This window comes from Gloeothece verrucosa PCC 7822, assembly GCF_000147335.1.
GTDB lineage: Bacteria > Cyanobacteriota > Cyanobacteriia > Cyanobacteriales > Microcystaceae > Gloeothece > Gloeothece verrucosa.
The window spans coordinates 4,968,371-4,991,829 of record NC_014501.1 but is presented as its reverse complement, the minus strand read 5'-3'; the positions used below and the strand labels follow the sequence as shown (position 1 = coordinate 4,991,829).

The window sequence follows — 23,459 nt, the reverse complement described above, 5'->3', positions numbered from 1 at the left end:
TTAAATGGTCACATTTGTCTAGCTGATGGGCAAAGAATCTGCTTATATTGAACAATCTGCCGTTATTCCGTATCGCCTTAGAGACGGAGAAATCGAAATTTTATTAATTACCACCCGCAAGAAAAAACGCTGGATTATTCCCAAAGGAATTGTCGAACCTCATATGACTCCCCATGCTTCAGCCGCACAAGAAGCGTTAGAAGAAGCAGGAATTATCGGAGAAGTCTTTTCAGAAGTGGTGGGGAGTTACACTTATCAAAAATTTGGTGGGACTTGTCGAGTGAAGGTTTTTTTATTACGGGTGGATTTGCTACAGCCTTGTTGGTTGGAAGATCAAGATAGAGATAGACGCTGGTTTAGTTTATCACAAGCTATTGAACAAGTTCAGCCAGTTGAAATTCAGAAAATGCTCAAAAAATTACCCACTCGTCTTCAAGTTTAATTCTATCCCTAGACAGTTGACAAAATTTTCTTCTATCTAAAGAGAGAAAAATGAACTGACATAGATCAATTTAGCTATCGATAAATCAATAACTATAGTGTAGAAAAACTAGATATCCATTAGAATTTTAGATAAACAATGTTCTTGGATTTTTGCTACAGGTTGTAACGACTTTCTAGGCAATTCGCTTCAACAAGAGATAATATATGAAAGAATGTCCCAGTATGGGGGAGTACGTTATTTATATGAAAATATTAGCAATTATTCTCAAGTTATTGGTCAGACTAGCTCCAAATATTTATCTTAAGCTCAACTAAAGGTTAAGTTTAGGCTTAAGAGTGCTGAAGGGGTGACCAAGTTATATCAACCGGCTATCAATGCTAGAGAACACAAAATAGGAGTAGTTGATTGAACAAATTCCTCAAAACCCTGAGCCAGTTGCTTTAATATTAATTGAGTTAGTCAAGAAGCTCGCTTTTGAAAAAATTGCTAATTTAACCAATCTTAGTAGACATGAATGAAAAAACGGCTCAATCTAAAGGTGATATTTTAATTGTAGATGATATCCCTGAAAACTTGGAAATTCTTTTTAAAAGCTTACGAGATCAAGGTTATGAAGTTCGTCGTGTTCTCAGTGGGAAACAGGCTTTAATGGTAGTGAAAGCTGAACCCCCAGAATTAATTCTTCTCGATGTCAAAATGCCTAATATGGACGGCTATGAAGTGTGTCAAAAGCTAAAAGCTAACTCAGAAACGGCTGAAATTCCTGTAATTTTTTTGAGTGCCCTAAATGAAGTTTTTGATAAGGTAAAAGCGTTTACTGTCGGAGGGGTAGACTATATTACAAAACCCTTTCATTTAGAAGAAGTTTTATCTAGAATTGAAACCCAGTTAACGCTTCAACGACAAAAAGCTCTTCTTCAAGAAGAAATTGAGCAACGACAAAAAGCTGAAGAAGCTTTGAAAAAAATTAATCAAAAACTGGTAGAGGAGATTCAAGTCCGCAAAAAAGCTGAAGCTGAACTACAAGCTTTAAATGAAGTCTTAAAACGCCTTGCTACTCTAGATGGATTAACTCAAATCGCTAACCGTCTTCAGTTTGATTACTATCTTAAACAAGAATGGAAACGAGCGCAGCGCGAACAAGTGCCGTTGTCTTTGATTATGAGCGATATCGATTATTTTAAAGATTACAATGATTGCTATGGTCATTTAGTAGGAGATGATTGTTTAAAACTCGTTGCTGAAACGATCAATAAAACGGTTTGGCGGCCAGGGGATTTAGCGGCTCGTTACGGTGGCGAGGAATTTGCTGTCATTTTGCCGAATACCGATGTTCAAGGAGCAATGTTAGTTGCCGAGAGAATGTGTTGGGAAATTCGTCATCTCAAGATTCCTCATGCTCATTCCCGCGTCAGTGAATATGTTACCCTAAGTTTAGGAGTTGCAGGTATTATTCCTCGTCCAGGACTATCTTCGAAAACTATCCTCGATGCGGCTGATCATGCCCTCTATCAAGCTAAAGCTCAAGGGCGGGATCGCATTATTCTCTTTAATTTTGATGAGCAGAAAGAACTTTGAATGTGGCTATTTAGAAAAATATATGGGACAAGTTAATTACAAAATTATCCACCAGCTACCCGGGCGACTTCGCGTGCGAATTCCACGTTTATTGATAGATGCAAATTACCGAGATCAACTCGAAAGCCGCTTGGAGTCAGAGCAGGGGATCACCAGTTTTCGTCTTAATGATGCGGCTCAATCTCTAATGGTCTGCTACGATCAAAAAAAATGCTCCTCAACAACATTGCAGACTCGATTAACCGAAGCCATTGAGTTAGCGGCTTTGCCTTCGAAGCGACCACCGGCAATTTATTTAGAGGCAAACGGGTTGATGAGAGGGAGTGAAAATTTAAGTGATTATGAAAAGCAGCAAATTCGAGGGATTCATCAATGGCTGTGTGGTGAGTTAGGGTTGATTAACCAAGGACTTGAGCAATTATTTGAGCCGGTGGGGAAAATAGTAGAAGCAATGATCCCACCGCCATTAGTGGAGAAAATTTTTCAAACCTTAGAATCAGTTACCGCTCATTGGCCACATGAGTGGAAAACGCTTCAAGATAAGGCAGGGGTTGAAAATCATCAACAGTTGCAACAAGTTTCTTTAGAAGTTTGCGATCACCTGGCTCAAGATGTCCAACATAAAGCCATTGCTCAAGCGGCCGTGACAGGAGGATTATCTGGATTGTTGGGCGGGATCGCTGTAGAAGTTGATATTCCTTTATTTCTGCTATTGATGTGGCAAACGATTTATAAAATTGGTTTGTGTTATGGCTATACTCCCGATACAGAAGAAGATAAGCAATTTGCTTGGGCTATTATTGAATTAGCTATCGCTGACACCCCAAAGGAGCGCAAAAATACGTTTAAATACTGGTTTAAGCTTCATCAAATTCTCTACCCGCAAATTATTGAAGATTTGGTTGAGGAGTCCGCCGAAGCTCAAACAACGAAAGTTATCTCCTCACAGTTAATTAAACAATTGATTACTTATCAAATTGAAAGCGAAAGCGGCGAAGGAATTCCGGTTCTAGGTTGCCTGTTTGGTGCATCAGCAGAAGCGTCTTTAATTAAGGCTGTTAGTCGGGCAGCTTATCGCACTTTTCAAACGAGATGGTTAATTGATCATCAAAAGTTGAAATTATGTTTTGAGGGGAATTCAATTTGATTGAAAACTACAAAATTTGAGAAAGAAACTTTTGAGTGCGTTCTTCTTTAGGATGATTAAAAAACTCGTCGGGCGTGGCAATTTCTACCACTGTCCCCTCATCCATAAACACAACTCTATCACTCACTTCTCTAGCAAACCCCACCTCATGAGTCACACAAACCATTGTCATTCCTTCCTGTGCCAAACTCCGCATAGTATCCAATACTTCCCTCACCATTTCTGGATCTAATGCAGAGGTCGGTTCATCAAACAGCATAATCTTAGGTTGCATGGCTAAAGCACGAGCAATGGCAACCCGTTGCTGTTGTCCTCCAGATAGTTGACCGGGGTATTTATGAGCTTGTTCCAAAATTCCGACTTTTTCTAATAATTGCATAGCAACGGTTTCGGCTTTCTGTTTTGGCCAACGCCTTACCCAAATGGGAGCGAGGGAAACATTATTCAAAACCGTCAAATGAGGAAACAGATTAAACTGTTGAAACACCATCCCCACTTCTCGGCGGATGGTTTCAATATTTCTGAGATCATGGGAAAGTTTAATGCCATCAATAATAATCCTACCTTTTTGATAAGGTTCCAAGGCGTTAAAGGTGCGAATAAACGTAGATTTTCCTGAGCCTGATGGGCCCATAATCACCACGACTTCTTGTTTGTGTACGGTTAAGCTGGCTTTTCGTAAAGCATAAAAGCCATTGTCATACCATTTTTCCACTTCTTCAGCGATGATGATGGGGCCTTCTGTCTGGTCTTGAATTTGGCTCATAGTTGTTTGTCACCAAGTAGAATCTACTGCTAAGATGATTAGCACCGGAAGCTTTTCACCGCTTAGAAAAACAATTTTTCTTTTATAGACTAGCATTTTTTCTAAGCTGATGATAATTCCCTGACTTAGCAGAAGATTTCTACCTGTGGAGGGGGTCATTAGTTAAGGTTGTTTTAATTGATCAGTTGTTTTTTTTCCTCTATCTAACCAACTGTTGTTGAGCCAGTTCTCGTAAACGACGAGAAGAATACTTTCTTTCTGTTTCTATAGCTATGGATGCGGCAGTGGAAGTTAATGAAGAAAGGAATTGGCTTTGAACTTGAGAGGTACTCCTATTGTTAAAAGATTTGTTATCTGTTTCAAGACTGTAAGCTTTCCATAGACCTTGGGGACTTGCGTGAGCTTCTTCAGTGATTAGTAGTACGGCTCCTGGTGGCAGACTTCCTATAGCCGTCGCCGGCAAACAAAACTGCGTCCAAGGAGAGCGTACTAAAAATACATTTACTTGGTTTCCCGAATAGCTCCCTTGTGTATAACCTGTCAGAAAACGACCCTGCTCTATAGGTGTTTTCAGATTAGGGTATTTTTCTAACAGTTTTGATAAAGATTTAGATGTTAGTTGAGGAGTCATTGGCAAAGCAAATAATTTTATTTGCGCTCAAAGGGACATAACATTCCCTAACAGCCTTTTTCGTTATGGCTATTATCAGAAATATAATTGCCCGTATTTTAACATAAATAAAAAAATTTGTCTAGTACCATCTGAAACAACCTCGGACAAAAAAAGCATTAGTTTATTGCATAAATTGCATTAGTCATTAGTCAATGCTCAATCATTCATTCTCTGTCATTTCAAGTCAAATATCGAAAGACCATTCTCAATAATTCTTCCTGAGAAAATGGCTTAGTAATATAATCAGTAGCTCCGACAATTTTGGCTCTAGCTCTGTCAATTAAGCCGCTTTTGGCTGTTACCATAATGATGGGTGTTTTCTTAAACTCAGCATTTTTTCTCAACAGAGAACAGATTTGATAACCATCTACATTAGGCATAGTTACATCTAATAAAATCAAATCCGGTTTGATGCGAATAACCTGCATTAAAGCTTTCAGAGAATCATTAATAGTATGAACAATAAAATTTTCTGCATCGAGAAAACGCGACAGTTCTTGTAACATCGTTTGACTGTCATCAATACAAGCAATTTTACAGATTTTAGTCGGTAAACTATTTTTAGTGATCACTGATAAATTCAGAGTGGTTTCTTCACCTTCTTCGAGTTCTCTAGAGTTTTTTCCCGGTTCTGGCTTATAAAATTTGGGCAATTTATTATAGGGAGGTTGGGGTTCTCTTAAAAGAATCGCTTTATTCTTAACTAATGTATATAACTTTTGAGCCAGCTTAAGTTCATCTTGATCAAAAATACTAGCTAAATGATAAAAACTATATCCTTTTAAAATTTTACTCAATTTTTGTTGTTGATCTTCTGATAACTTATTTTGGGCATAAGCATTGTTAAAAAAATAAGGACGCTGGTAAGGCGAAACGATTTCCGGCCCTAACGCTTGCCAACCTTCTATGCGCTGACGACAAGATTCAATACAATCTGCCAAATTAATGGCACAAAAAATCGGCAGATTAAGAGGAGGACTCAATACTTCTTGTTCTTCAATAGATGAGACAACTAAATAATTTTCTAAAACTTCAGCCGTTAATTTTTTTACTAATGTTACAATGGCATCTTCACTGAGAATTTTCTCTTCTAACAGCCAATAAATTCCTTGATAATCAGAGAATTGAGTAATGTCTGTAGAAAGATTATTTTCGATATGTACACGAACATAATGACAGACTTCTCGAGTTAAGCTTGTAATTTCATGACTGAGCCGCCGTAAATGACGCTCTAGACGGTCTACAGGATCTATAGAATGAGTTGCATAAACTAATTTGCCCAACCTAAAATAAAAAAGCCAGTCAACGTCTTGACTACGTAGATGTAAACAACCGCTTTCTTGAGTGTCTGCCAGTCGTTCTAGCATCTGAATGGGAGTAAAATTTGGATCTGTCGCATCAGTGTCAGGCAAATTTTGAGCCATAACTAAATCATCCTTAACCACCACTTGAACCGAAAAAAAAACCTGAGCAACAAAAGTTGGACAAATCAGAAACACTGGGTTTGAAGGCCTTAATTTCTCAAGTAGGTTGATTCCTATTTAATTCTATCATTTCTCTAGAGACGCGACGATAAGTCTTATAAACCCCTATAGCCTATAACTATATTGCCGTTTCTTGAGTTAAAGATTTAAATAATGTGGTGATAATTTGCTCTTTATCGGCAAATTTTGGCAATATTTCCACAACTTTACCGAATTTTGCTCTAATTTTGTCGATCATGCTAATCTTATCTGCAAGCATTATAATGGGTGTATGGCAAAGAAAGGAAAATTGCCGCAGTTGATAACAGATTTGATAGCCACTGCTATTAGACATCTGGGCATTAATGATAATCAGGTCAGGGTTTTGCTCTAGACAAATAGCCACCGCTTCTAGTCGGTTATGAACAGTAATATATTGATAACCAGCAGAGGTGAGCCAGTCTCGCATACGCCGAGACATTTCTAAATTATCATCGACATAGACGACAAGATGTTGCTTAAGAGTTTTTTTGAGGGAAAAATTGGCAGGAAATGACTCTACTTGGTCATTTAAATCGGCAAATTCGACAAATTTAACTAATCCCCATTGAACATAGAGCAATAGTGAGCGTGTTAAGGATAAAATATCTTGTTGTAGTTTGATGGCCAAATCTCTTAAACTGGCTTCTCCATCTAAACATTGTATAACCACCTTACAGGTACTCGGTAAAGCTTGCAGGTCCAATTGCTCTGGGTGACTAATAACAGGAACTAAATTGGCCGAATAAGCGGCTAAATCAGCCTTTTGCCACTCTAGCCAAAGCTTCCAAGCATCAACAATAATTTCTTCTGGGTTAATTAAAATAATAGGAGTAGAGCAAGATTTATCAGATTTAAGAATATAAGTGACTTGTTGAGCTTGAGTTAAATCAAAGAACATTTCGCTAACTAAACCGCGAATGAGACGGAAAACTTGTTCTCGGTTAATCTTTTTCTGTTTTAGCCAGGAAGACAATAGGCGATATTGCCAACTCATTTCTTCGGTTTCAGGGGTAGGAATAGACTCATTGGCATCTATAACATTTAACTCACAAGCCAGCGCCGGACAGTACAATTTTAAATTACGAGTCCAGCGTTTGCTGGGTTGGTGTCCACCTGTCACAAAAACGATACGCCCATGAAACAGATGAAAGATAGACACCACGCCTTGTGGGTCCCAAAAAATCAACTGGCCACTAAACTGGTTTTGTTTTAAGCTTTTAAACAGGTTTGCTTGTTTGATGCCGCTAAATTCATCAATAGTTATCGGTTGGGCTGTAGAAATATCACTATTAACGGTTGGAGTCAAAGCTGGTTCTGAGATAGAAGAGAGAGCAGTAAGTGCGTTAGTCATAAGAACATTAAACTATTAGCTTATATTCCCAGAATCTCATTAATTCCCAAAAAGATCGGTGATGTCAGTCTTTTTACCCTGTGATCTATATCATACTCAAATAAAAGCTCCCGTACATTCACTCAAAGCTATGGTTAAAATTCAAGAAATTCCCCTAAACCAGATCCGTCGCCCCCTTCCCCGGCAAACTGATCCCCAAAAAGTAGAAGCCTTAATGCAGTCGATCGCCTCAGAAGGCTTAAGAGAACCGATCGATGTGCTAGAAGTGGACGGACAATATTATGGCTTTTCGGGGTGTCATCGTTTTGAGGCTCATCAACGCCTCGGTAAACAAACAATTAAATGTCGAGTTCGTCAAGCGCCGCGTTCAGTGTTACAGAAACATTTAGCATAATTGTGTTGTGATTTTTGTACTTGACCATGAGCAAATCCATCTACATTAAAAACCATCAGCAGTTAGAACACCTGATGCAACAGGTGGGAATTCCCACTGTAAAAGAATTAAGCCGCCTTTCTGAGGTATCGGAGTGGCAAATTACTCGGATCGAATACGGATTAATCCTGAAGATACCTGTAGAAATCTTGCTAAAATTAGCCAATACGCTAGAAATTTCTCTCAATGATTTCCTGACTCGATTTAGCTCTGATGAAGCGGTTTCTCTTCCTCTACCCGAACAGATGAGAAGTGATACTTACGCACTCGAGTCTCTAGAAGAAGACTATCAACAGTTACAACAACTGATAGAACAAGAGCGAGAAACCTCAAGAAATGAGTTTCATCGGCTGCAACAGCAAATGGAGCAACAAAAAGAAACTTTGAAGCAAGAGTTTCAACGCTCGAGTTTACAGACTCTAGAGTCATGGTTACTGCAATGGCCGACTGCCGCCCTATCGGCCCAGAAAAATCCCAAGTTACCCGCGATCAAATTATTACCGTTGCTTAAACCGATGGCAATTTTATTAAAGCAGTGGGGGGTAGAAGCGATCGCCTCTGTGGGTGAGTTAGTGCCTTATGATCCTCAATATCATCAATTGATGGAAGGACAAGCGGAACCTGGGGAGCGGGTACGGGTGCGTTATGTGGGATATCGTCAGGGTGATACGCTATTATATCGCGCTAAAGTGAGTTCTCTTGAGGCGGTAGCGGCTCCCAAAACAGAAAGCGTGAAAACAGTAGAAGATACAGAAGAGAATAAAGCTCCTACGACGGTGCTTGATATTCCTCAAAGTTCTACACCAACTAATTTAGATGCTCCTGATGATTCGTCGGCGACTATTTTAGATGTTTCTGAAGATGCGGCTGTGGATGAAGCAACAGCGAAGAAGATCATTCAATGATTGTAGAGTGCGTTAGGCGGTTATCCTCATCGGAAAAAACCTAGGTTGAAATATCCGTCGTAACGCACCATCTTAGCTGAAGATTTTGCCTTTTAAGACGGTTGAAGACCTGAACCTACCGGCGCAGTAGAAGTTAATTCTAACTTAGGATGGTCTTCCTTCACTTGTTGTAAATTCCACTCATTCTTAAACAACAAAACCGGACGACCCCACCCATCTTTAACCGTCATCGTATTAAATAATCTGCCTACCTCCTCCAAAGCTTTCCATCCGCCAGCCACCCAACGGGCTACACTATAAGATAAAGGTTCTGTGCGGGTTTCTACTCCGTATTCATTGAGCATCCGAAATTGCACCACTTCAAACTGTAATTGTCCCACAGCCGCCAAAATCGGATCGCGGATAAAATCATCCACAGAAAACATAATTTGAATGGCTCCTTCTTCGGTTAATTCCTGTATTCCTTTTTGGAACTGTTTAAACTTAGAAGGGTTCGGGTTTTTCAAATAGGCAAATAGTTCTGGTGAAAAGCAAGGAATGCCCTCATATTCCAACTTTTTGCCATTATAAATCGTATCTCCGATAGCAAACACACCCGGGTTATTTAATCCGATCACATCCCCCGGGTAAGCTTCTTCTATGGAAGCGCGATCTTGAGCAAATAATTTTTGCGGACGAGACAGCCGCACGGTTTTACCGGTTCTGGCATGATTAACGGTCATGTCTTTCTCAAATTTTCCTGTACATACCCGCACAAATGCTACCCGATCTCGGTGTTTAGGGTCCATATTGGCTTGCAGTTTAAAGATAAAGCCGCTAAATTCTGGATAGGTGGGATCAAGTACACCTGCCGAGGAATATCTGCCTCCGGGTTTGAGTGCATAATCTAGAAACGCTTCTAAGAAAAGCTTAACGCCAAAATTGGTCATCGCACTGCCAAAAAACACAGGTGTCATTTTTCCGGCGTGAACCTGTTCTAAATCTAGTTCTGAGCCAATTTCTTCGAGAATTTCTAAATCTTCTTTTAGCTGATAATAGAGGTCTTGTGGCAGATAATCCTCAATTTTGGGGTCACCAAGCTCGATCACCGTTTCTCGGGCTTCCTGGGAGCCGTGAGCGCGACGTTCAAACAGGTGTATCGCCTTGCTGCGTCGGTCATAAACGCCTTTAAAGCGGTCCCCTGTGCCAATGGGCCAGTTTACCGCATAAGTTTGTAATCCTAATTCCTGTTCTATCTCATCGAGTAATTCTAGGGGTTCTCGTCCGGGGCGGTCTAATTTATTGACAAAGGTAAAGATCGGCAATGACCGCATTTTACACACTTCAAACAGTTTGCGGGTTTGAGGTTCTAACCCTTTTGCCGCATCAATTAACATCACAGCATTATCGGCGGCGGCTAGGGTGCGATAGGTATCTTCACTAAAATCTTGGTGTCCTGGGGTATCGAGTAAATTAATTTGGAAATTTTTATAATCAAACTGTAAAACCGTAGAAGTGATAGAAATTCCCCGTTGTTTTTCCATTTCCATCCAGTCTGATGTGGCTTTACGTTGATCTCGTCTCGCTTTAACGGCACCGGCTTGATGAATGGCCCCTCCGTAGAGTAAAAGTTTTTCTGTTAGAGTCGTTTTTCCTGCGTCTGGGTGAGAAATAATCGCGAAGTTGCGTCTATAATTTACAGCCTGTTCGAGTTCGGTTTGGATCTCTGTTGTCATTGGGTTATTAATGGAGAGGTTTTCTTGATTAATTACTATGGGTTAAGTCTTAAGCTTACTTCTTCGTTTCATTATAACCTCTATTCACGGATGCCGGAAATTTGTTCGGGGTTAGACTTTTTTAGACTTAGGTGCGAATTTGCCTTTAAAAAGTGTGCCAAAATAGAGGGCTGCCGCACTTCCAAGCCAAGTTATCGGTTCAGGTGTCGGTGTCATGGCAAGCGGTTTCTTTGTCAAGAAATCTATTTCTCCCTCGTATTCGCCACTCACATAGCCCTGACCAATTTCTATCAAAACTAGCTCCCTATCAAAAACCCATTCTTGTTTCTCTTCATTCCAATAAAACTTGTCTTGCAGTTCATAGCGCTTAACTTCCCCTACTCCTTGGTTATAAAAGCTATTTCCTGTCCAGGTTGTGCTAAAATTTCCCTCAAAATCCGCACCAAAGTCATCATGGTAAGTGCCGATGGACAATGGCTGACTATCACTATAGTTAATCCCTACTAACGAGCCTAAACCTTTCTGAAATTCAAAAATAAATTCAGCGTCTTTGTCTTCTTTTTTCTTAAAATTAATGGTGGTTTCCCCATAGCCAAATCTAGCAGTATCCTTTAAGACAAAATTAAATTCTAAGTTAATTTTAGGGAGTTTAGCCAAATTCGATAAGTAAATTCTCTTTTCTCCATTTTCAGGCAGGATCAAATTCTTCCCTAGGCTTTTGAGAGCTAAATTATTAAACCGCAAGTATCCCGACCCCGAAGCCTGATAACCCTTAAATTTCATCTCAATGTTAGCCGCTTTTACCTCTTGTAGATGAACCCCATTTAAAGCTAAACTTATTCCCAAAACAACCCCATTTAATTTTTTCATTTTCCTCGTTTTTTTTACTTTATTAAAAGTGTTTTCTAAGTTAACATAAAATATTATCTAAGTCAAACAAAAAAGATTTTTTTAAATAAATGTTAACTCAAACCATTCAAGAAAGAGAAATAATTATTATTGGCAGTGGAATAGGCGGCTTAAGTTGTGCGGCGCTTCTGGCCAAATATGGCTTTAAGGTTACGGTTTGTGAAAGTCATAATCTGGCCGGAGGGGCTGCCCACAGTTTTGAGTATCAGGGTTATAAGTTTGATAGTGGCCCCTCTTTATATTCGGGTTTATCTTACAGTCCTTCTGCTAACCCCTTAAGACAGGTTCTAGACGCAATAGAAGAAGATTTATCCTGGTTGAATTATGATACTTGGGGTTGCTGTCTGCCCGAAGGGGATTTTAACACCTCTGTCGGCGTAGATCAATTTTGTCAGGTGGTGGAAAGGTTGCGAGGAAAAGAAGCTCTTAGAGAATGGCGTTCACTGCAAAAACTCATGCAGCCTTTAAAAGATGCGGCTATTGCAATTCCGCCGGCGAGTATTCGTTTGGATGCGGGGGTTTTGTTGACTATCGGTCAATTTTTGCCTTCTCTTGTGGCCCAAGCCCCCAATATGTTTAAATTAACTGGCCCCTTCAGTAATATTATCGATGGAACGATTCGAGACCCTTTTCTTCGCCACTGGTTAGATTTACTCTGTTTTCTTCTTTCTGGACTTCCTGCAAAAGGAACCATTGCCGCAGAAGTGGCGTTTATGTTTGCAGATTGGTATCGCCCTGGCGTAAGTTTAGATTATCCTATGGGCGGAAGTGGGGCACTCGTTGAGGCGTTGGTACGCGGCTTAAAAAAATACGGGGGTGAATTGTTACTTAATGCCCATGTTGAACAAATTTTAGTCAAAAATAAGCGAGCCGTAGGAGTACGTTTACGCAATGGCCAAGAACTTAGGGCAAAAAAGGCTGTCATTTCTAATGCTTCCATTTGGGATACTCTCAAATTAATTCCCGAAGGAATCATCCCAAATGCCTACAGAAAACAAAAAGAATCCACTCCTCAATGTGATAGCTTTATGCACTTTCATTTAGGGATTGATGCGGCCGATATGCGTCCTGATTTAGCTTGTCATTATATTGTGGTCAATGATTGGGAAAAAGGCATAACAGCGCCGCTTAATGTCATTTTAGTGTCTATTCCCTCTGTACTTGATCCGGGTTTAGCCCCACCTGGAAAGCATCTGATTCATGCTTATACTCCCGGCAATGAACCCTATCAATTGTGGCAAGGACTAGACCGCCGTTCTCCGGCTTATGCTCAACAAAAACACGAGCGTTCACAAGCGATTTGGACAGCTTTAGACAGAATTATTCCTGATATTCGTTCTCGTTGTGAGGTGACGTTAATTGGCACTCCTTTAACCCATGAACGTTTTTTAAGACGAAATCGCGGCACTTATGGGCCAGCTATTGCCGCCGGCACAGGCTTTTTTCCAGGGGCAAATACCCCTCTACCCGGCTTATTTTGTTGTGGCGATTCGACTTTTCCAGGCATTGGCTTACCGGCGGTGGCAGCTAGTGGCATGATAGTGGCTAATACTTTTGCTTCTTTATCTCAACATTTATCGATGCTAAAAGAAATTGGCATTCGCGGCTAAATGATTCATTGAAATCAAGTCAACTCGTAAAATGTAGTGAAAGTTACACTATTTATTAAAAAAATGATTAAAAAAAGACAAGGTTTGTCTCAAATTTTGATAAGATAATAAATAAAGAATCGTCTCAAGACATAGATATGATTAAGAATGACTAAGCTAACAATAGGATTAGGTGCTGTAATCCTGGGGATTGGATTATGGGGATGTAGTAATGTTTCTAATCAAATGACTCCACCCATGACCCAAGTCACTGTACAGATATGTGGAGAACAACTGGTCAGAAACAAGATCGAAGAAGATTGTCTCTCCAATACCGGAGTTTACTGGGGAGAAGTGACTGAAAAAGATATAAAACTGGTAGGCATGGCCCGAGAAAATAAAGAAGAATTAGACTATTATTTTGTCGTCGTCTCGGCGGCTGGATGTGTGGCAGATTGGGCGGCACCGAGAGCCAAAGCAACAGAGATAGTGGCGATTAACTCGATGTATTCGGGAAAATTTTCCGGTCAAACGCCTAAAATTAAAAAGATAAACCTAGTTCAAGTAAAAGATGAAAAAAGAAAATTGCTAGTAGAAGAGACGAAAGAAAAATTGGCCTTTGCAACCTTAATGGGATCACAATCTACTTATACTCAACAGACTTGTCAAAACTTTAAGCAGTTTCAACACGCCCTAAAATTAAAAGGATATGAAGAAACAGTCTATTAATGGGCTTATTCTCCTTGCGGATATCTAAGCCATAAATCGGTAATTTGTCGTAAACTTTGATGATTCCCATTGCCTAAAATAAGATGATCCAAGATAGGAATATTTAAAAAAGTCGCTCCTTGTAATAATTGTTCAGTCAGATCAATATCTTCTTGAGAAGGTTCGACATTACCGGAAGGATGATTATGTCCTATAATAAGTTTGGTCGCTCCCTGTTTAATCACTTCTCGAAAAATTTCTCTAGGATGAACTAAGGTTTCTGTTGCTGTTCCAATGGTAATCACTTTAGTGGCGAGAAATTGACTTTTGACATTGAGTAGAACAATAGCAAACCGTTCTTGATTTTGCCACATTAAATCATGACTCAATGCCGCCGCCGCCGCCACAGGATTATCTATCACCATCTTCTCCATCGGACGTAATTGAAACGAGCGCTTTCCCAGTTCAATGGCGGCTAAAATAGTAGTGGCTTTAGCAGGGCCAATGCCATGAATGGCCATTAATTCTTGGGGACTAATATCTCGCAACACATCCAGGGGTTCACGCTTATATTTACTTAACTCAGAAAGAATATATTGCCCTAACCCCACTGCGGAAAGTTTGCCCTTCCCTTGTCCAGTGGCTAATAAAATCGCCAAGAGTTCAGCATCCGATAAGCTTTTTGCCCCAAGAGAGAGTAAACGTTCCCGGGGTCGTTCGGTGAGGGGAAGATCAGCAATTCTAATATTATAGCTCATAAACTCGGGTTTTTAGGCATAAATTTAGTTATATTAACCCATTTATAGCTGATAATCATCAGAAAAATCACCAATTGTACAAAGGCAGAAAAAACCCATCTAGGAGGAAATGGAAGCTTACAATAGTTAAAAAGCACTCTCCCTCATCCATGATACCCATTGTCTACCATCCCAACTATGTCACCCCGTTACCCGATGGTCATCGTTTCCCGATGCCGAAATTTAAATTACTCTACGACCTATTAATTACAGACGGTATCACTACACCCGAACACACTCACATTCCCGAAGTCCCCGCTAGAGAAATTATCGAATTAGTTCATACTCCCGAATACGTTCAAGCATACTATGGGGGAACCCTCGACCCCAAAGCACAACGCCGCATCGGTTTACCCTGGAGTCCCGGTTTAGTCACTCGTACCTGTACCGCCGTTGCAGGAACCATTCTCACTGCACAACTCGCTTTAAAATATGGCCTTGCTTGTAATACTGCCGGCGGAACTCATCACGCTTTCCCCAGTTTCGGATCGGGGTTTTGTATTTTTAATGATTTAGCGATCGCCACTCGTCGGCTACAACAACTCGAACTGGTTAAAAAAGTGCTAATTATCGATTTAGATGTTCATCAGGGAGATGGTACAGCTTATATATTTCAAAATGATGAGAGTGTTTTTACGTTTTCCATGCACTGTGAAGCCAATTTTCCCGGCACAAAACAAAAAAGCGACCTTGATGTTCCCCTCGCTGTGGGATTAGATGATGAAGGCTACTTAAAAATACTATCCCAATATTTACCCGATCTCCTGGGAGAGGTTAACCCTGATCTGGTCTTGTATGATGCTGGTGTAGACACTCATATTGAGGATCGCTTAGGCAAACTTTGCATGAGTAATATAGGTATTTACCGCCGAGACATTCAAGTTTTAAGCACCTGTGTCGCCGCAGGATACCCAGTGGCCGCCGTCATTGGAGGAGGTTATGCTAAAGATTTTCAGAACTTGGTTTATCGTCATTCTCTATTACATCGAGCCGCTAGAGATATCTATCATCAATATTTGTGACCTTGAGATTTTAAGCGCTGCGACCAACTGACTTTTTTCAAGGCGTAGTGTACTACCATCACTAAATTTTTGCAAGATATGGAGGATTGAGCTAATAAACCTTTTTGTTGAAGAAATAGCTGTAATTCTTGCAGGGCCTTTTTCGCTTTTTGGTACTGTATATGAGCTTCAGAAACAATCGGTTTTGATGTTCTTAGGGGATCTCGTTCCACTGCGGCTATAGCTCGACGCACAGCTAAGGTAATCTGTTGTTGATACTTTTTGCCTAATGCTATTTGATAATTTTTTCCATCAATAGTAGACGCATATAGGGCCGGTAATCGATTGAGTGCAAAAGTCGCTACTTCAACTCGATTAAGGTAGGGTTTTAGCCGGCAAGAATAGTCTCTCAGTTGCTTTTCTATTTCTTGCTGAACCAGTACCTCCATAACATTTATATGAATACATGACTGATTCACAGCTTGAGGTTCTTCGGTTTGAGATAGATTGTTCATTTTTTTTAGTCTCCCTTTTGGCTATTTTTATCAATATTAATCCTCAATTTTTTCAAGGTTTAACTAATAAAACTTGAATCCCATCCTAGACTCGATTCCTCATCGATTTCCTCCTCTTTAAAATTCCTAGAATCCGATTTTTTATTTTCCTTCCAATACAATCTTTTTAAAGCTTTTTCAACGACACTCACTAAATTATCCCAAGATAAGTCTGTCGGGTAACCGTCGATTAATTGAGTTTGAATCAGGAGATCTTCTAGCATTTCTAAAGCACTTTGAGCTTCTCGACATTTGCTCTCTATTTCTGAAAAAGAAACCAATGGCTTTGAGTGTCTTTTGGGATTTTTTTCCACTGTAGCTAAAGCTCGGCGTACAGCTATACCGATCTCTTTTCGATATTTTTGTTTGCCGATTTCTTTTTGCATATCTCTTCCTTTTTCGCTAGAAGCATACAGAACAGGAAGCCGGTTAAGCGCATAAGCTTCTATCTCTACTATATTAAAAGATGACCTAATCTGTGCAGGATAAATTTTTAGTTGCCTTTGTATCTCTTCTTTTACCAGCACCTCCATGATATTTTGATAAATTTGCTCCGTTTTAAAACTATTGTCTTTTCTGTTCATCATTTTTCTGCCTCAGTTTTTTTTGTTTATTTTTTTCATCTCGTTTATAGAGACTTGAGCAAAATCAAATAAATGTTAAGATGGTAATATTTCGGACAAGATTCATTAGCTAATTTTATCTTTTAGCCGGATGCACAATGCTTGAAATATTATTATAACTAGAAATACGTAGAATTGTCTAGATTTTTTGGGGAGTTTTGAATTGATAAAAAAAACTACAGTCTGCAATATTTAAGCCTAGGTATCATCAGTTAGATCGAGCCATAAAAGTTCTGTAAAAACACTGATCTAATGGGTAATAAAAATTAACTTTTATCAAAACTGTCAGCGAATTTTATAAAAACTTAAAAAATAGAATGAATAATTTACGTGAATTCCGTCAGGAGTGAGATAATAAGAATCCACTGTAGCAAAAGAAAAAACGATGCGACTATCTCAAATGCTTTTTGTCACGCTGCGAGAAGATCCTGCCGAAGCAGAAATCAAGAGTCATAAACTTTTATTACGGGCGGGGTATATTCGTCGAATTGGTAGCGGAATTTATGCCTATCTCCCTTTAATGTGGCGAGTTTTGCAAAAAGTCTCTCAAATTGTTCGAGAAGAAATGAACGCCATTGGGGCACAAGAATGTCTCCTTCCCCAACTACAACCCTCAGAGTTATGGAAAGAGTCGGGGCGTTGGGATACTTATACCAAAGCAGAGGGCATTATGTTTGCGCTTGGTGATCGTCAAGAGCGAGAATTAGGGTTAGGTCCAACCCATGAAGAAGTGATCACCTTTATCGCTCGAGAGATGATTCGTTCTTATCGTCAATTACCTCTAAATCTCTATCAAATTCAAACCAAGTTTAGAGATGAAATTCGTCCTCGGTTTGGTTTAATGCGAGGGCGCGAATTTATCATGAAAGATGCTTACTCATTTCATACGGATGAGACAAGCCTGAAAAAAACTTATCAAGATATGGACCAAGCTTACCGTAATATGTTCAGACGTTGCGGACTAGCGTTTAGAGGCGTAGAAGCGGACTCCGGTGCCATCGGCGGCTCAGGTTCTCAAGAATTTATGGTCTTAGCGGATGCCGGAGAAGATGAAGTCCTCTACACAGCCGATGGAAACTATGCCGCTAACGTAGAAAAAGCCGTCTCTTTACCCCCCGATGTCCAAGCATCCCCCTTTAAAAGTTACGAAAAGCGAGAAACCCCAGGCACAGACACCATCGAAAAGTTAGCCGAATTTCTCAACTGTTCTGAGACCGTCATTGTGAAAAATGTTCTCTATCAAGCGGTTTATGATAACAGAATGTCGGTATTGGTATTAGTCCATATCCGAGGAGATCAAGATGTTAACGAAGTAAAACTGCAAAATGAATTAGTCAGACAGGCTTCCCGTTACCAAGCTAAGAGCATCTTAGCGCTGTTGGTTCCTGATGAGTCCGCGCAACAAAAATGGGCGGCTAAACCCTTACCTTTAGGATATATTGCCCCCGACTTAGGAGATGATTATATTCAATCTTCCCAACAAGTAGCGCCTAAATTTCTGCGTTTAGTGGATAAAACCGTGATCGACTTGAAAAACTTTGTCACCGGAGCCAACGAAAAAGGATCTCACGTTGTCGGAGCCAATTGGGGTAAACAGTTTAAATTACCTGAATTAGTGGTAGATGTGCGAAAAGCCAAACAAGGTGATCGCGCGGTACATGATCCCACTCAAACCCTTCAAAGTGCCAGAGGAATTGAAGTGGGTCATATTTTCCAACTGGGAACCAAATATTCTCAAGCTATGGGAGCAACTTATACCAATGAACAAGGAGAAGAAATTCCCTTAGTGATGGGATGTTATGGCATGGGGGTTTCTCGCTTGGCTCAGGCTGCGGTTGAACAGTCTTATGATAAAGATGGGATTATTTGGCCAGTTGCGATCGCTCCTTATCATGCTATTGTGGTTATTCCTGACCTTAATGATCCCTTACAGGTAGAAACTGCCGAAAAACTCTACCAAGAGTTAAACCAAGTAGGGGTAGAAACCTTATTAGATGACCGGGATGCCCGAGCCGGGGTAAAATTTAAAGACTCTGAGTTAATTGGTATTCCCTATCGCATTGTCACCGGACGCTCCCTCAAAGACGGTAAAGTAGAAGTGGTAGAACGAGCGAGCAAAAAATCTCAAGACATTGCCATTGAAGAAGTGGTTTCAACCTTACAACAATGGGTTAAAGCGGCAATATAAAATTAATGAGGGTGGGCATGGCCCACCTTAACAATAGACTTCTGACACAATTGACAAATTCTGGTAAAAAAGGCGCTCTTGCCCTAAACATTCAGGCAAAAGAATACAGAGAAAATTTAATTATAGAAGAGGTCGACTGGAGCAAGAAAAATGAAAACTGAAAACAACCCGATGTTTATTGCGCTCATTGCCTGTGCGGCCTTGATCGTCGCTGTGGGACTGCTGTTTTTGTTGCGCTCAGATGGAGGATTACAAGCGGCTCTATTGGCTCTATTTATTGTACCCTGTATGGCGATTTCTTTTATTAACCCTCGTTGGGGAATCTTAGCCCTACTCATCTATCTTCCCTTGAGCAATACGCTGACTTTTTCTGTGATCAAAGTCTATAAAGTCATCGGCAACATGATCGGATATACAAAGGCTTATCCTCTCTACAAAATAGCTAAGGATGGTTTTTATTTCCCCGCCTTATTGGGCATTTTAATCTCTACAAAAACCTGGGAACAGTTACGGCCCAAAATTAAACCCTTGCTCATTGCCCTGAGTATTTTACTAGGAATTTGTTTGTTAAGTCTGGTCTTTGTTAGCTTCGCTGACTTTCAGTTGCAAAATCTCGTTAAGGGACTGGTGGGCTTAAAAATTTTATTAGGCTATATTCCTTTAATTGTTTGCGGCTATTATCTCATACGCACTTCTAAAGATATCTTTTTTGTTAGTCGTTTGCAAGTGGTTTTAATTTTAATCTGTTGTAGTTTGTGCTTTATTCAATATTTCTTATTAACCAGCCAATTTTGTCCGGATAACATTACCCTCAATAAACTGCCTTCGCTTGTTCCCTTATCCCAAGACAAATATTATCCAGACATTACCGCTAAAGCTACCCTCAAAGGGATGTGTTTTGTGGGGGGATCTCTTCTCTATAACCCCCAACAAGGTTTAATTCGGCTACCCGGAACCTTTTCCGATCCTTGGCAGTGGGCTTGGTTTCTGATTTTTAGCGGTTTTATGACTTATGCGGCTAGTTTTAGTGATCCTTCGCCGCGTTGGCGAGTGGTGAGTTGGATAGGCATGGCAATGGTTTTAGCCACGACGCTCATTTCAGGGCAAAGAGTTGCTTTATTGGTAGTTCCCGTGACTTTTATCGTGCTTTTAGTGGTGAGTGAAAGACGAAAAAAGTGGCTACCCGTTAAGTTAGGAATTATCGCCGCACTCACTTTATTAGTTATCAGTCAAATGAGTTTTGTACAACAGCTTCTTAGCAATTTTATCGCTCGTTGGCAGTATTCTCCGCCGCTTGAGTTTATGACCAAGCAATTACAATGGTTACTGGGAATACAAGGCAAAAATATTAATTTATTGGGAGTGGGTGGCTTAGGTGGAGCCACCAGTGGGGCGCGTCGCTTAGTTGATGAAAATGCCACTCAGCTAATAGAAACCTTTTATGTAAAACTTTTATACGAAATTGGAATCTTAGGATTTTTAGCTTTTATGGGAGTGGTTACTATTTTATCTATATTAACGTTTCGTGCCTATAAAACCGTAAACAATCAGGCTTTGAGTCATTGGGCAATTTGTTTATGGATCTTTATTTTGTTTATTAGTTATAATCCTTGGTATTATCCTTTAACGGTAGAACCCGTAGCTGTGTATTATTGGCTATTTGCTGGCATTCTGCTAAAATTACCTGAGTTACAAACTTTCTCAGATAACAGCACTCAAGAAGATTCTACGGAACAGTCTCAAAACAACGATTTTTAAGTTTTCTTCTTTATATTATCTTCAAATTATGGAAAAAAACCTCCTGCTTAGAAGTGAGTCAGAAAAAATAACTTATGAGTATCAAGTTGGAGGAAGTTTACCGAGTAATGCTCCAACTTATGTGATCAGAAAAGCTGACAGACAATTATATCAAGCCCTCAAACAAGGAAATTTTTGTTATATCCTTAATGCAAGGCAAATGGGGAAATCTAGTTTGCGTGTACAAGTCACCAAGCGTTTAATAGAAGAGGGAGTCAGATGTGCGGCGGTAGATCTTTCTATGATCGGCAGTCAGAATATTACTTTAGCACAGTGGTATACTGGCTTAACGTATGTCTTAGCCAGTGAGTTAAATCTTTTGGAACAAATCTCGATTCGTCGTTGGTGGAAAGAACATCAAAGTTTATCTCCTGCACAACGTTTAGGAGAATTTATTGAGCAAGTTATTTTAAAAATTATTCAAGAGAATATTGTGATTTTTATTGATGAAATTGATAGTGTTCTGAATTTGAAATTTAATCTAAAAGACTTTTTAGTTTTGCTGACCAATTTTTACCATCAACGGCAAGTCAATAAGCCGTTAAATCGAATTAGTTTTGTCCTTCTTGGAGTAGCGAATCCATCTCAATTCGTGGCTTCAAACAAACTTGATTTTTTTAAAATTAGTGAAAAAATCGAGTTAGAAGGATTTAAATTAGGTGAATCTCAAGCTCTAATGTATGGATTAAAAGATAAAGCCAGTAATCCTAATAACGTTTTAAAAGAAATTCTTAATTGGACTAATGGGCAACCCTTTCTCACCCAAAAACTTTGTCAGATAATTGAAGATTCAGGTGCGACTATTCCTCAAAATGAGGAGCAAAAATGGATTGAAAATTTAGTCAAAAATGAAATTATAGAGCAGTGGGAAACAAAAGATAACCCAGAACATTTAAAAACTATACGAGATCGCCTATTCACCAGTCCTCAAGTCATTAGCCTGCTTAAACTGTATCAACAAATCGAGCAACAAGGAGAAATCAAGGCCATAGATAGTTCAGAGGAAAACGAATTAATCCTATCCGGGTTAGTCATTAAAGAACAAGAAAAGCTAAAAGTTAAAAACAAAATTTATCAGCAAATTTTTAACCTCCATTGGATTGAGCGAAATTTAACTCATTGGCAATCACAAGGAAGTAGAGACTAGGAAGTAAAAAATAAGATGTAGAGGATTGTTTGGGTTCAAGCTAAAATAAAAAAAGTATCTAGCCCTAAAAATAGGAGAAGACAGGTCTATGGGTATCGCCACAGTTAACCCAGCCACCGGAGAAACAGTAAAAACCTTTGAACCCCTTACCCCCGAGGAGATTGAAGCAAAACTGGCTAAAGCACAAGATCGGTTTTTAGAATACCGTCACACCTCTTTCGCCCAACGAAGTCAATGGATGAATAAAGCCGCCGAGATTTTAGAACGGGATCAGGTGGAACTCGGGAAAATAATGACCCTGGAAATGGGCAAAACCATCAAAAGCGCCATCGCGGAGGCCAAAAAATGTGCCTCTGTCTGTCGTTATTATGCCGATAATGCAGAAGAATTTCTCAAAGATGTGCCCGCTTCTACAGATGCCTCCTCTAGCTTTGTTCGCTTTCAACCCCTCGGGATTATTTTAGCGGTGATGCCTTGGAATTTCCCCTTTTGGCAAGTTTTCCGCTTTGTGGCACCCACTTTGATGGCGGGGAATGTGGGCATCCTCAAACACGCTTCTAATGTGCCTCAATGCGCCCTCAAGATCGAAGAAATTTTAACAGAAGCCGGTTTTCCTGACGGTGCTTTTCAAACCCTCCTGATCGGCGCTTCTCAAGTGGAAAGTATTATTAATGATGATCGCGTCAAAGCGGCTACCCTGACGGGAAGTGAATTTGCCGGGGCTTCTTTAGCGGCGGCGGCGGGCAAACAAATTAAAAAGACGGTGTTAGAGTTAGGCGGAAGCGATCCCTTTATTGTCTTAGATAGTGCTGACATTGAAGCCGCAGCTAGTAGCGCCACTGCCGCTAGAATGCTTAATAGTGGGCAGTCTTGTATTGCGGCTAAACGGTTTATTGTCGCCGAGTCGGTGGCTGATCACTTTGAAAAGCTTCTCGTCGAAAAATTCTCTGCCTTAAAAGTGGGTGATCCGATGGATGAAGCTACGGATATAGGCCCTTTAGCTACCCCAGATATTTTAGATGATATTGATCAACAAGTACAAAAAAGTGTGGCGATGGGGGCAAGAGTTTTAATTGGAGGTAAAGCTTTAGAAGGTGCGGGCAATTTTTATCTCCCTACCATTCTCACCGATATACCGCCAAATTCTCCGGCAGATAAAGAGGAATTTTTTGGGCCGGTGGCTTCTCTTTTTCGGGTTAAAACTCTCGATGAAGCGATCGAATTAGCTAATAGTACCACTTTTGGACTGGGGGCGAGTGGCTGGACTACTGATCCCCATGAACAAGAACGTATTATTAATGAGGTTGAAGCCGGCGCGGTTTTTATTAACGGAATGGTGAAGTCTGATCCTCGTCTTCCCTTTGGCGGCACTAAAATTTCCGGTTATGGACGGGAATTAGGCATCTATGGAATTCAAGAATTTGTCAATATCAAAACCGTTTGGATTAAATAACTATTTAATCTCATAATTTTAGAGTAGGTTTGTAGTCAAAATATGGGTGTATCCATAGCACTTTCATCAGAACTATAAACCTTTTTTAGTGATTTTTGGGAAAATTTATAATTAGGTGGGCATAAATAAATGAATACTCTCATTAACTCTTAAAAATGCCTCTATTCTTTTCCTG

At 40.0% G+C, this 23,459-nt stretch carries 22 protein-coding genes; 12 read left to right on the top strand and 10 right to left on the bottom strand.

The features are described from left to right. Positions 1-25 precede the first annotated feature (25 nt). The 3 genes from CYAN7822_RS22320 (at position 26) to CYAN7822_RS22310 (ending at position 3,170) form a co-directional block, all read left to right on the top strand. On the top strand, positions 26-442 hold the full coding sequence (locus tag CYAN7822_RS22320; RefSeq protein WP_013324511.1) for an NUDIX hydrolase: 417 nt from the start codon (positions 26-28) through the stop codon (positions 440-442). 513 nt (positions 443-955) lie between these two features. Further along, complete coding sequence (locus CYAN7822_RS22315; RefSeq protein ID WP_013324510.1) at positions 956-2,023, top strand: GGDEF domain-containing response regulator; 1,068 nt, start codon at positions 956-958, stop codon at positions 2,021-2,023. Continuing rightward, on the top strand, positions 2,004-3,170 hold the full coding sequence (locus CYAN7822_RS22310) for an EcsC family protein (protein ID WP_013324509.1): 1,167 nt from the start codon (positions 2,004-2,006) through the stop codon (positions 3,168-3,170). Before CYAN7822_RS22315 ends, CYAN7822_RS22310 begins: the two co-directional genes overlap by 20 nt. Positions 3,171-3,177: 7 nt before the next feature. Here the strand turns inward: CYAN7822_RS22310 and CYAN7822_RS22305 are convergent, their stop codons facing one another. The 5 genes from CYAN7822_RS22305 to CYAN7822_RS22290 form a co-directional block, all read right to left on the bottom strand. Next, the gene (locus CYAN7822_RS22305; protein ID WP_013324508.1) at positions 3,178-3,936 is read right to left on the bottom strand and encodes an amino acid ABC transporter ATP-binding protein; all 759 of its coding nucleotides are present in this window, start codon (positions 3,934-3,936) and stop codon (positions 3,178-3,180) included. Positions 3,937-3,945: 9 nt separating this feature from the next. Then, positions 3,946-4,095 (bottom strand): hypothetical protein, encoded by a 150-nt coding sequence (locus CYAN7822_RS37870; RefSeq protein WP_013324507.1) that lies wholly within the window; start codon positions 4,093-4,095, stop codon positions 3,946-3,948. A 40-nt stretch (positions 4,096-4,135) separates the two neighbouring features. Then, positions 4,136-4,567, bottom strand: coding sequence for a hypothetical protein (locus CYAN7822_RS22300; protein WP_013324506.1), 432 nt, complete (start codon positions 4,565-4,567; stop codon positions 4,136-4,138). Between the two features lie 221 nt (positions 4,568-4,788). After that, positions 4,789-6,108 carry a response regulator gene (locus CYAN7822_RS22295; RefSeq protein ID WP_013324505.1) on the bottom strand — a complete coding sequence of 440 codons (1,320 nt, stop codon included), beginning with the start codon at positions 6,106-6,108 and terminating at the stop codon, positions 4,789-4,791. Positions 6,109-6,211: 103 nt separating this feature from the next. Then, positions 6,212-7,465, bottom strand: coding sequence for a response regulator (locus tag CYAN7822_RS22290; RefSeq protein ID WP_013324504.1), 1,254 nt, complete (start codon positions 7,463-7,465; stop codon positions 6,212-6,214). A gap of 130 nt (positions 7,466-7,595) precedes the next feature. Here CYAN7822_RS22290 and CYAN7822_RS22285 point away from each other — a divergent pair, with 130 nt between their 5' ends. Next, the gene (locus CYAN7822_RS22285; protein ID WP_041933929.1) at positions 7,596-7,859 is read left to right on the top strand and encodes a ParB N-terminal domain-containing protein; all 264 of its coding nucleotides are present in this window, start codon (positions 7,596-7,598) and stop codon (positions 7,857-7,859) included. A gap of 26 nt (positions 7,860-7,885) precedes the next feature. Continuing rightward, on the top strand, positions 7,886-8,803 hold the full coding sequence (gene grpE, locus CYAN7822_RS22280) for a helix-turn-helix domain-containing protein (RefSeq protein WP_013324502.1): 918 nt from the start codon (positions 7,886-7,888) through the stop codon (positions 8,801-8,803). Positions 8,804-8,895: 92 nt separating this feature from the next. Here grpE and CYAN7822_RS22275 read toward each other — a convergent pair whose 3' ends face one another. Then, complete coding sequence (locus CYAN7822_RS22275; RefSeq protein ID WP_013324501.1) at positions 8,896-10,518, bottom strand: peptide chain release factor 3; 1,623 nt, start codon at positions 10,516-10,518, stop codon at positions 8,896-8,898. 111 nt (positions 10,519-10,629) lie between these two features. Further along, complete coding sequence (locus CYAN7822_RS39570; protein WP_013324500.1) at positions 10,630-11,388, bottom strand: PEP-CTERM sorting domain-containing protein; 759 nt, start codon at positions 11,386-11,388, stop codon at positions 10,630-10,632. An 89-nt stretch (positions 11,389-11,477) separates the two neighbouring features. Here CYAN7822_RS39570 and CYAN7822_RS22265 point away from each other — a divergent pair, with 89 nt between their 5' ends. Beyond that, a complete protein-coding gene (locus tag CYAN7822_RS22265; protein ID WP_013324499.1) occupies positions 11,478-13,037 on the top strand; it encodes a phytoene desaturase family protein in 1,560 nt (519 codons plus the stop codon). A 147-nt stretch (positions 13,038-13,184) separates the two neighbouring features. Further along, positions 13,185-13,745 (top strand): hypothetical protein, encoded by a 561-nt coding sequence (locus CYAN7822_RS22260; protein ID WP_013324498.1) that lies wholly within the window; start codon positions 13,185-13,187, stop codon positions 13,743-13,745. Positions 13,746-13,750: 5 nt separating this feature from the next. Here the strand turns inward: CYAN7822_RS22260 and radC are convergent, their stop codons facing one another. Beyond that, positions 13,751-14,482, bottom strand: a complete 732-nt coding sequence (gene radC / locus CYAN7822_RS22255; RefSeq protein ID WP_013324497.1) for a RadC family protein — start codon at positions 14,480-14,482, stop codon at positions 13,751-13,753. Positions 14,483-14,631: 149 nt separating this feature from the next. Here radC and CYAN7822_RS22250 point away from each other — a divergent pair, with 149 nt between their 5' ends. Beyond that, entirely contained in the window at positions 14,632-15,543 is a 912-nt protein-coding gene (locus CYAN7822_RS22250) for a histone deacetylase family protein (protein ID WP_013324496.1), read from the top strand. Here CYAN7822_RS22250 and CYAN7822_RS22245 read toward each other — a convergent pair. Both CYAN7822_RS22245 and CYAN7822_RS22240 read right to left on the bottom strand, forming a co-directional pair. Next, positions 15,531-16,037, bottom strand: coding sequence for a late competence development ComFB family protein (locus CYAN7822_RS22245; protein WP_013324495.1), 507 nt, complete (start codon positions 16,035-16,037; stop codon positions 15,531-15,533). The two genes, CYAN7822_RS22250 and CYAN7822_RS22245, sit on opposite strands and share 13 nt — an antisense overlap. 59 nt (positions 16,038-16,096) lie before the next feature. Further along, positions 16,097-16,663: a late competence development ComFB family protein gene (locus CYAN7822_RS22240; protein ID WP_013324494.1), complete on the bottom strand. Its 567-nt coding sequence runs from the start codon at positions 16,661-16,663 to the stop codon at positions 16,097-16,099. 421 nt (positions 16,664-17,084) lie between these two features. On the opposite strand from CYAN7822_RS22240, the gene proS reads away from it, so the two are divergent. From proS to CYAN7822_RS22220, 4 genes are all read left to right on the top strand, one after another. Further along, positions 17,085-18,887: a proline--tRNA ligase gene (proS, locus tag CYAN7822_RS22235; RefSeq protein WP_013324493.1), complete on the top strand. Its 1,803-nt coding sequence runs from the start codon at positions 17,085-17,087 to the stop codon at positions 18,885-18,887. 150 nt (positions 18,888-19,037) lie between these two features. Further along, on the top strand, positions 19,038-20,645 hold the full coding sequence (locus tag CYAN7822_RS22230) for a hypothetical protein (RefSeq protein WP_013324491.1): 1,608 nt from the start codon (positions 19,038-19,040) through the stop codon (positions 20,643-20,645). 28 nt (positions 20,646-20,673) lie between these two features. Next, positions 20,674-21,831, top strand: coding sequence for an AAA-like domain-containing protein (locus CYAN7822_RS22225; protein ID WP_013324490.1), 1,158 nt, complete (start codon positions 20,674-20,676; stop codon positions 21,829-21,831). Between the two features lie 88 nt (positions 21,832-21,919). After that, positions 21,920-23,284: an NAD-dependent succinate-semialdehyde dehydrogenase gene (locus tag CYAN7822_RS22220; protein ID WP_013324489.1), complete on the top strand. Its 1,365-nt coding sequence runs from the start codon at positions 21,920-21,922 to the stop codon at positions 23,282-23,284. The last annotated feature ends 175 nt before the right edge of the window (positions 23,285-23,459 follow it).

Bases quoted from the DNA above. Each gene is read 5' to 3' on its own strand.
- CYAN7822_RS22220 (WP_013324489.1), top strand. From the start codon at position 21,920: ATGGGTATCGCCACAGTTAACCCAGCCACCGGAGAAACAGTAAAAACC.
- radC (WP_013324497.1), bottom strand. From the start codon at position 14,482: ATGAGCTATAATATTAGAATTGCTGATCTTCCCCTCACCGAACGACCC.
- CYAN7822_RS22260 (WP_013324498.1), top strand. From the start codon at position 13,185: ATGACTAAGCTAACAATAGGATTAGGTGCTGTAATCCTGGGGATTGGA.
- CYAN7822_RS22305 (WP_013324508.1), bottom strand. From the start codon at position 3,936: ATGAGCCAAATTCAAGACCAGACAGAAGGCCCCATCATCATCGCTGAA.
- CYAN7822_RS22310 (WP_013324509.1), top strand. From the start codon at position 2,004: ATGAGCAGAAAGAACTTTGAATGTGGCTATTTAGAAAAATATATGGGA.
- CYAN7822_RS22300 (WP_013324506.1), bottom strand. From the start codon at position 4,567: ATGACTCCTCAACTAACATCTAAATCTTTATCAAAACTGTTAGAAAAA.
- CYAN7822_RS22315 (WP_013324510.1), top strand. From the start codon at position 956: ATGAATGAAAAAACGGCTCAATCTAAAGGTGATATTTTAATTGTAGAT.
- CYAN7822_RS37870 (WP_013324507.1), bottom strand. From the start codon at position 4,095: ATGACCCCCTCCACAGGTAGAAATCTTCTGCTAAGTCAGGGAATTATC.
- proS (WP_013324493.1), top strand. From the start codon at position 17,085: ATGCGACTATCTCAAATGCTTTTTGTCACGCTGCGAGAAGATCCTGCC.
- CYAN7822_RS22245 (WP_013324495.1), bottom strand. From the start codon at position 16,037: ATGAACAATCTATCTCAAACCGAAGAACCTCAAGCTGTGAATCAGTCA.
- CYAN7822_RS22290 (WP_013324504.1), bottom strand. From the start codon at position 7,465: ATGACTAACGCACTTACTGCTCTCTCTTCTATCTCAGAACCAGCTTTG.
- CYAN7822_RS22320 (WP_013324511.1), top strand. From the start codon at position 26: ATGGGCAAAGAATCTGCTTATATTGAACAATCTGCCGTTATTCCGTAT.
- CYAN7822_RS22240 (WP_013324494.1), bottom strand. From the start codon at position 16,663: ATGATGAACAGAAAAGACAATAGTTTTAAAACGGAGCAAATTTATCAA.
- CYAN7822_RS22230 (WP_013324491.1), top strand. From the start codon at position 19,038: ATGAAAACTGAAAACAACCCGATGTTTATTGCGCTCATTGCCTGTGCG.
- CYAN7822_RS22285 (WP_041933929.1), top strand. From the start codon at position 7,596: ATGGTTAAAATTCAAGAAATTCCCCTAAACCAGATCCGTCGCCCCCTT.
- CYAN7822_RS22275 (WP_013324501.1), bottom strand. From the start codon at position 10,518: ATGACAACAGAGATCCAAACCGAACTCGAACAGGCTGTAAATTATAGA.
- CYAN7822_RS22250 (WP_013324496.1), top strand. From the start codon at position 14,632: ATGATACCCATTGTCTACCATCCCAACTATGTCACCCCGTTACCCGAT.
- grpE (WP_013324502.1), top strand. From the start codon at position 7,886: ATGAGCAAATCCATCTACATTAAAAACCATCAGCAGTTAGAACACCTG.
- CYAN7822_RS22265 (WP_013324499.1), top strand. From the start codon at position 11,478: ATGTTAACTCAAACCATTCAAGAAAGAGAAATAATTATTATTGGCAGT.
- CYAN7822_RS39570 (WP_013324500.1), bottom strand. From the start codon at position 11,388: ATGAAAAAATTAAATGGGGTTGTTTTGGGAATAAGTTTAGCTTTAAAT.
- CYAN7822_RS22225 (WP_013324490.1), top strand. From the start codon at position 20,674: ATGGAAAAAAACCTCCTGCTTAGAAGTGAGTCAGAAAAAATAACTTAT.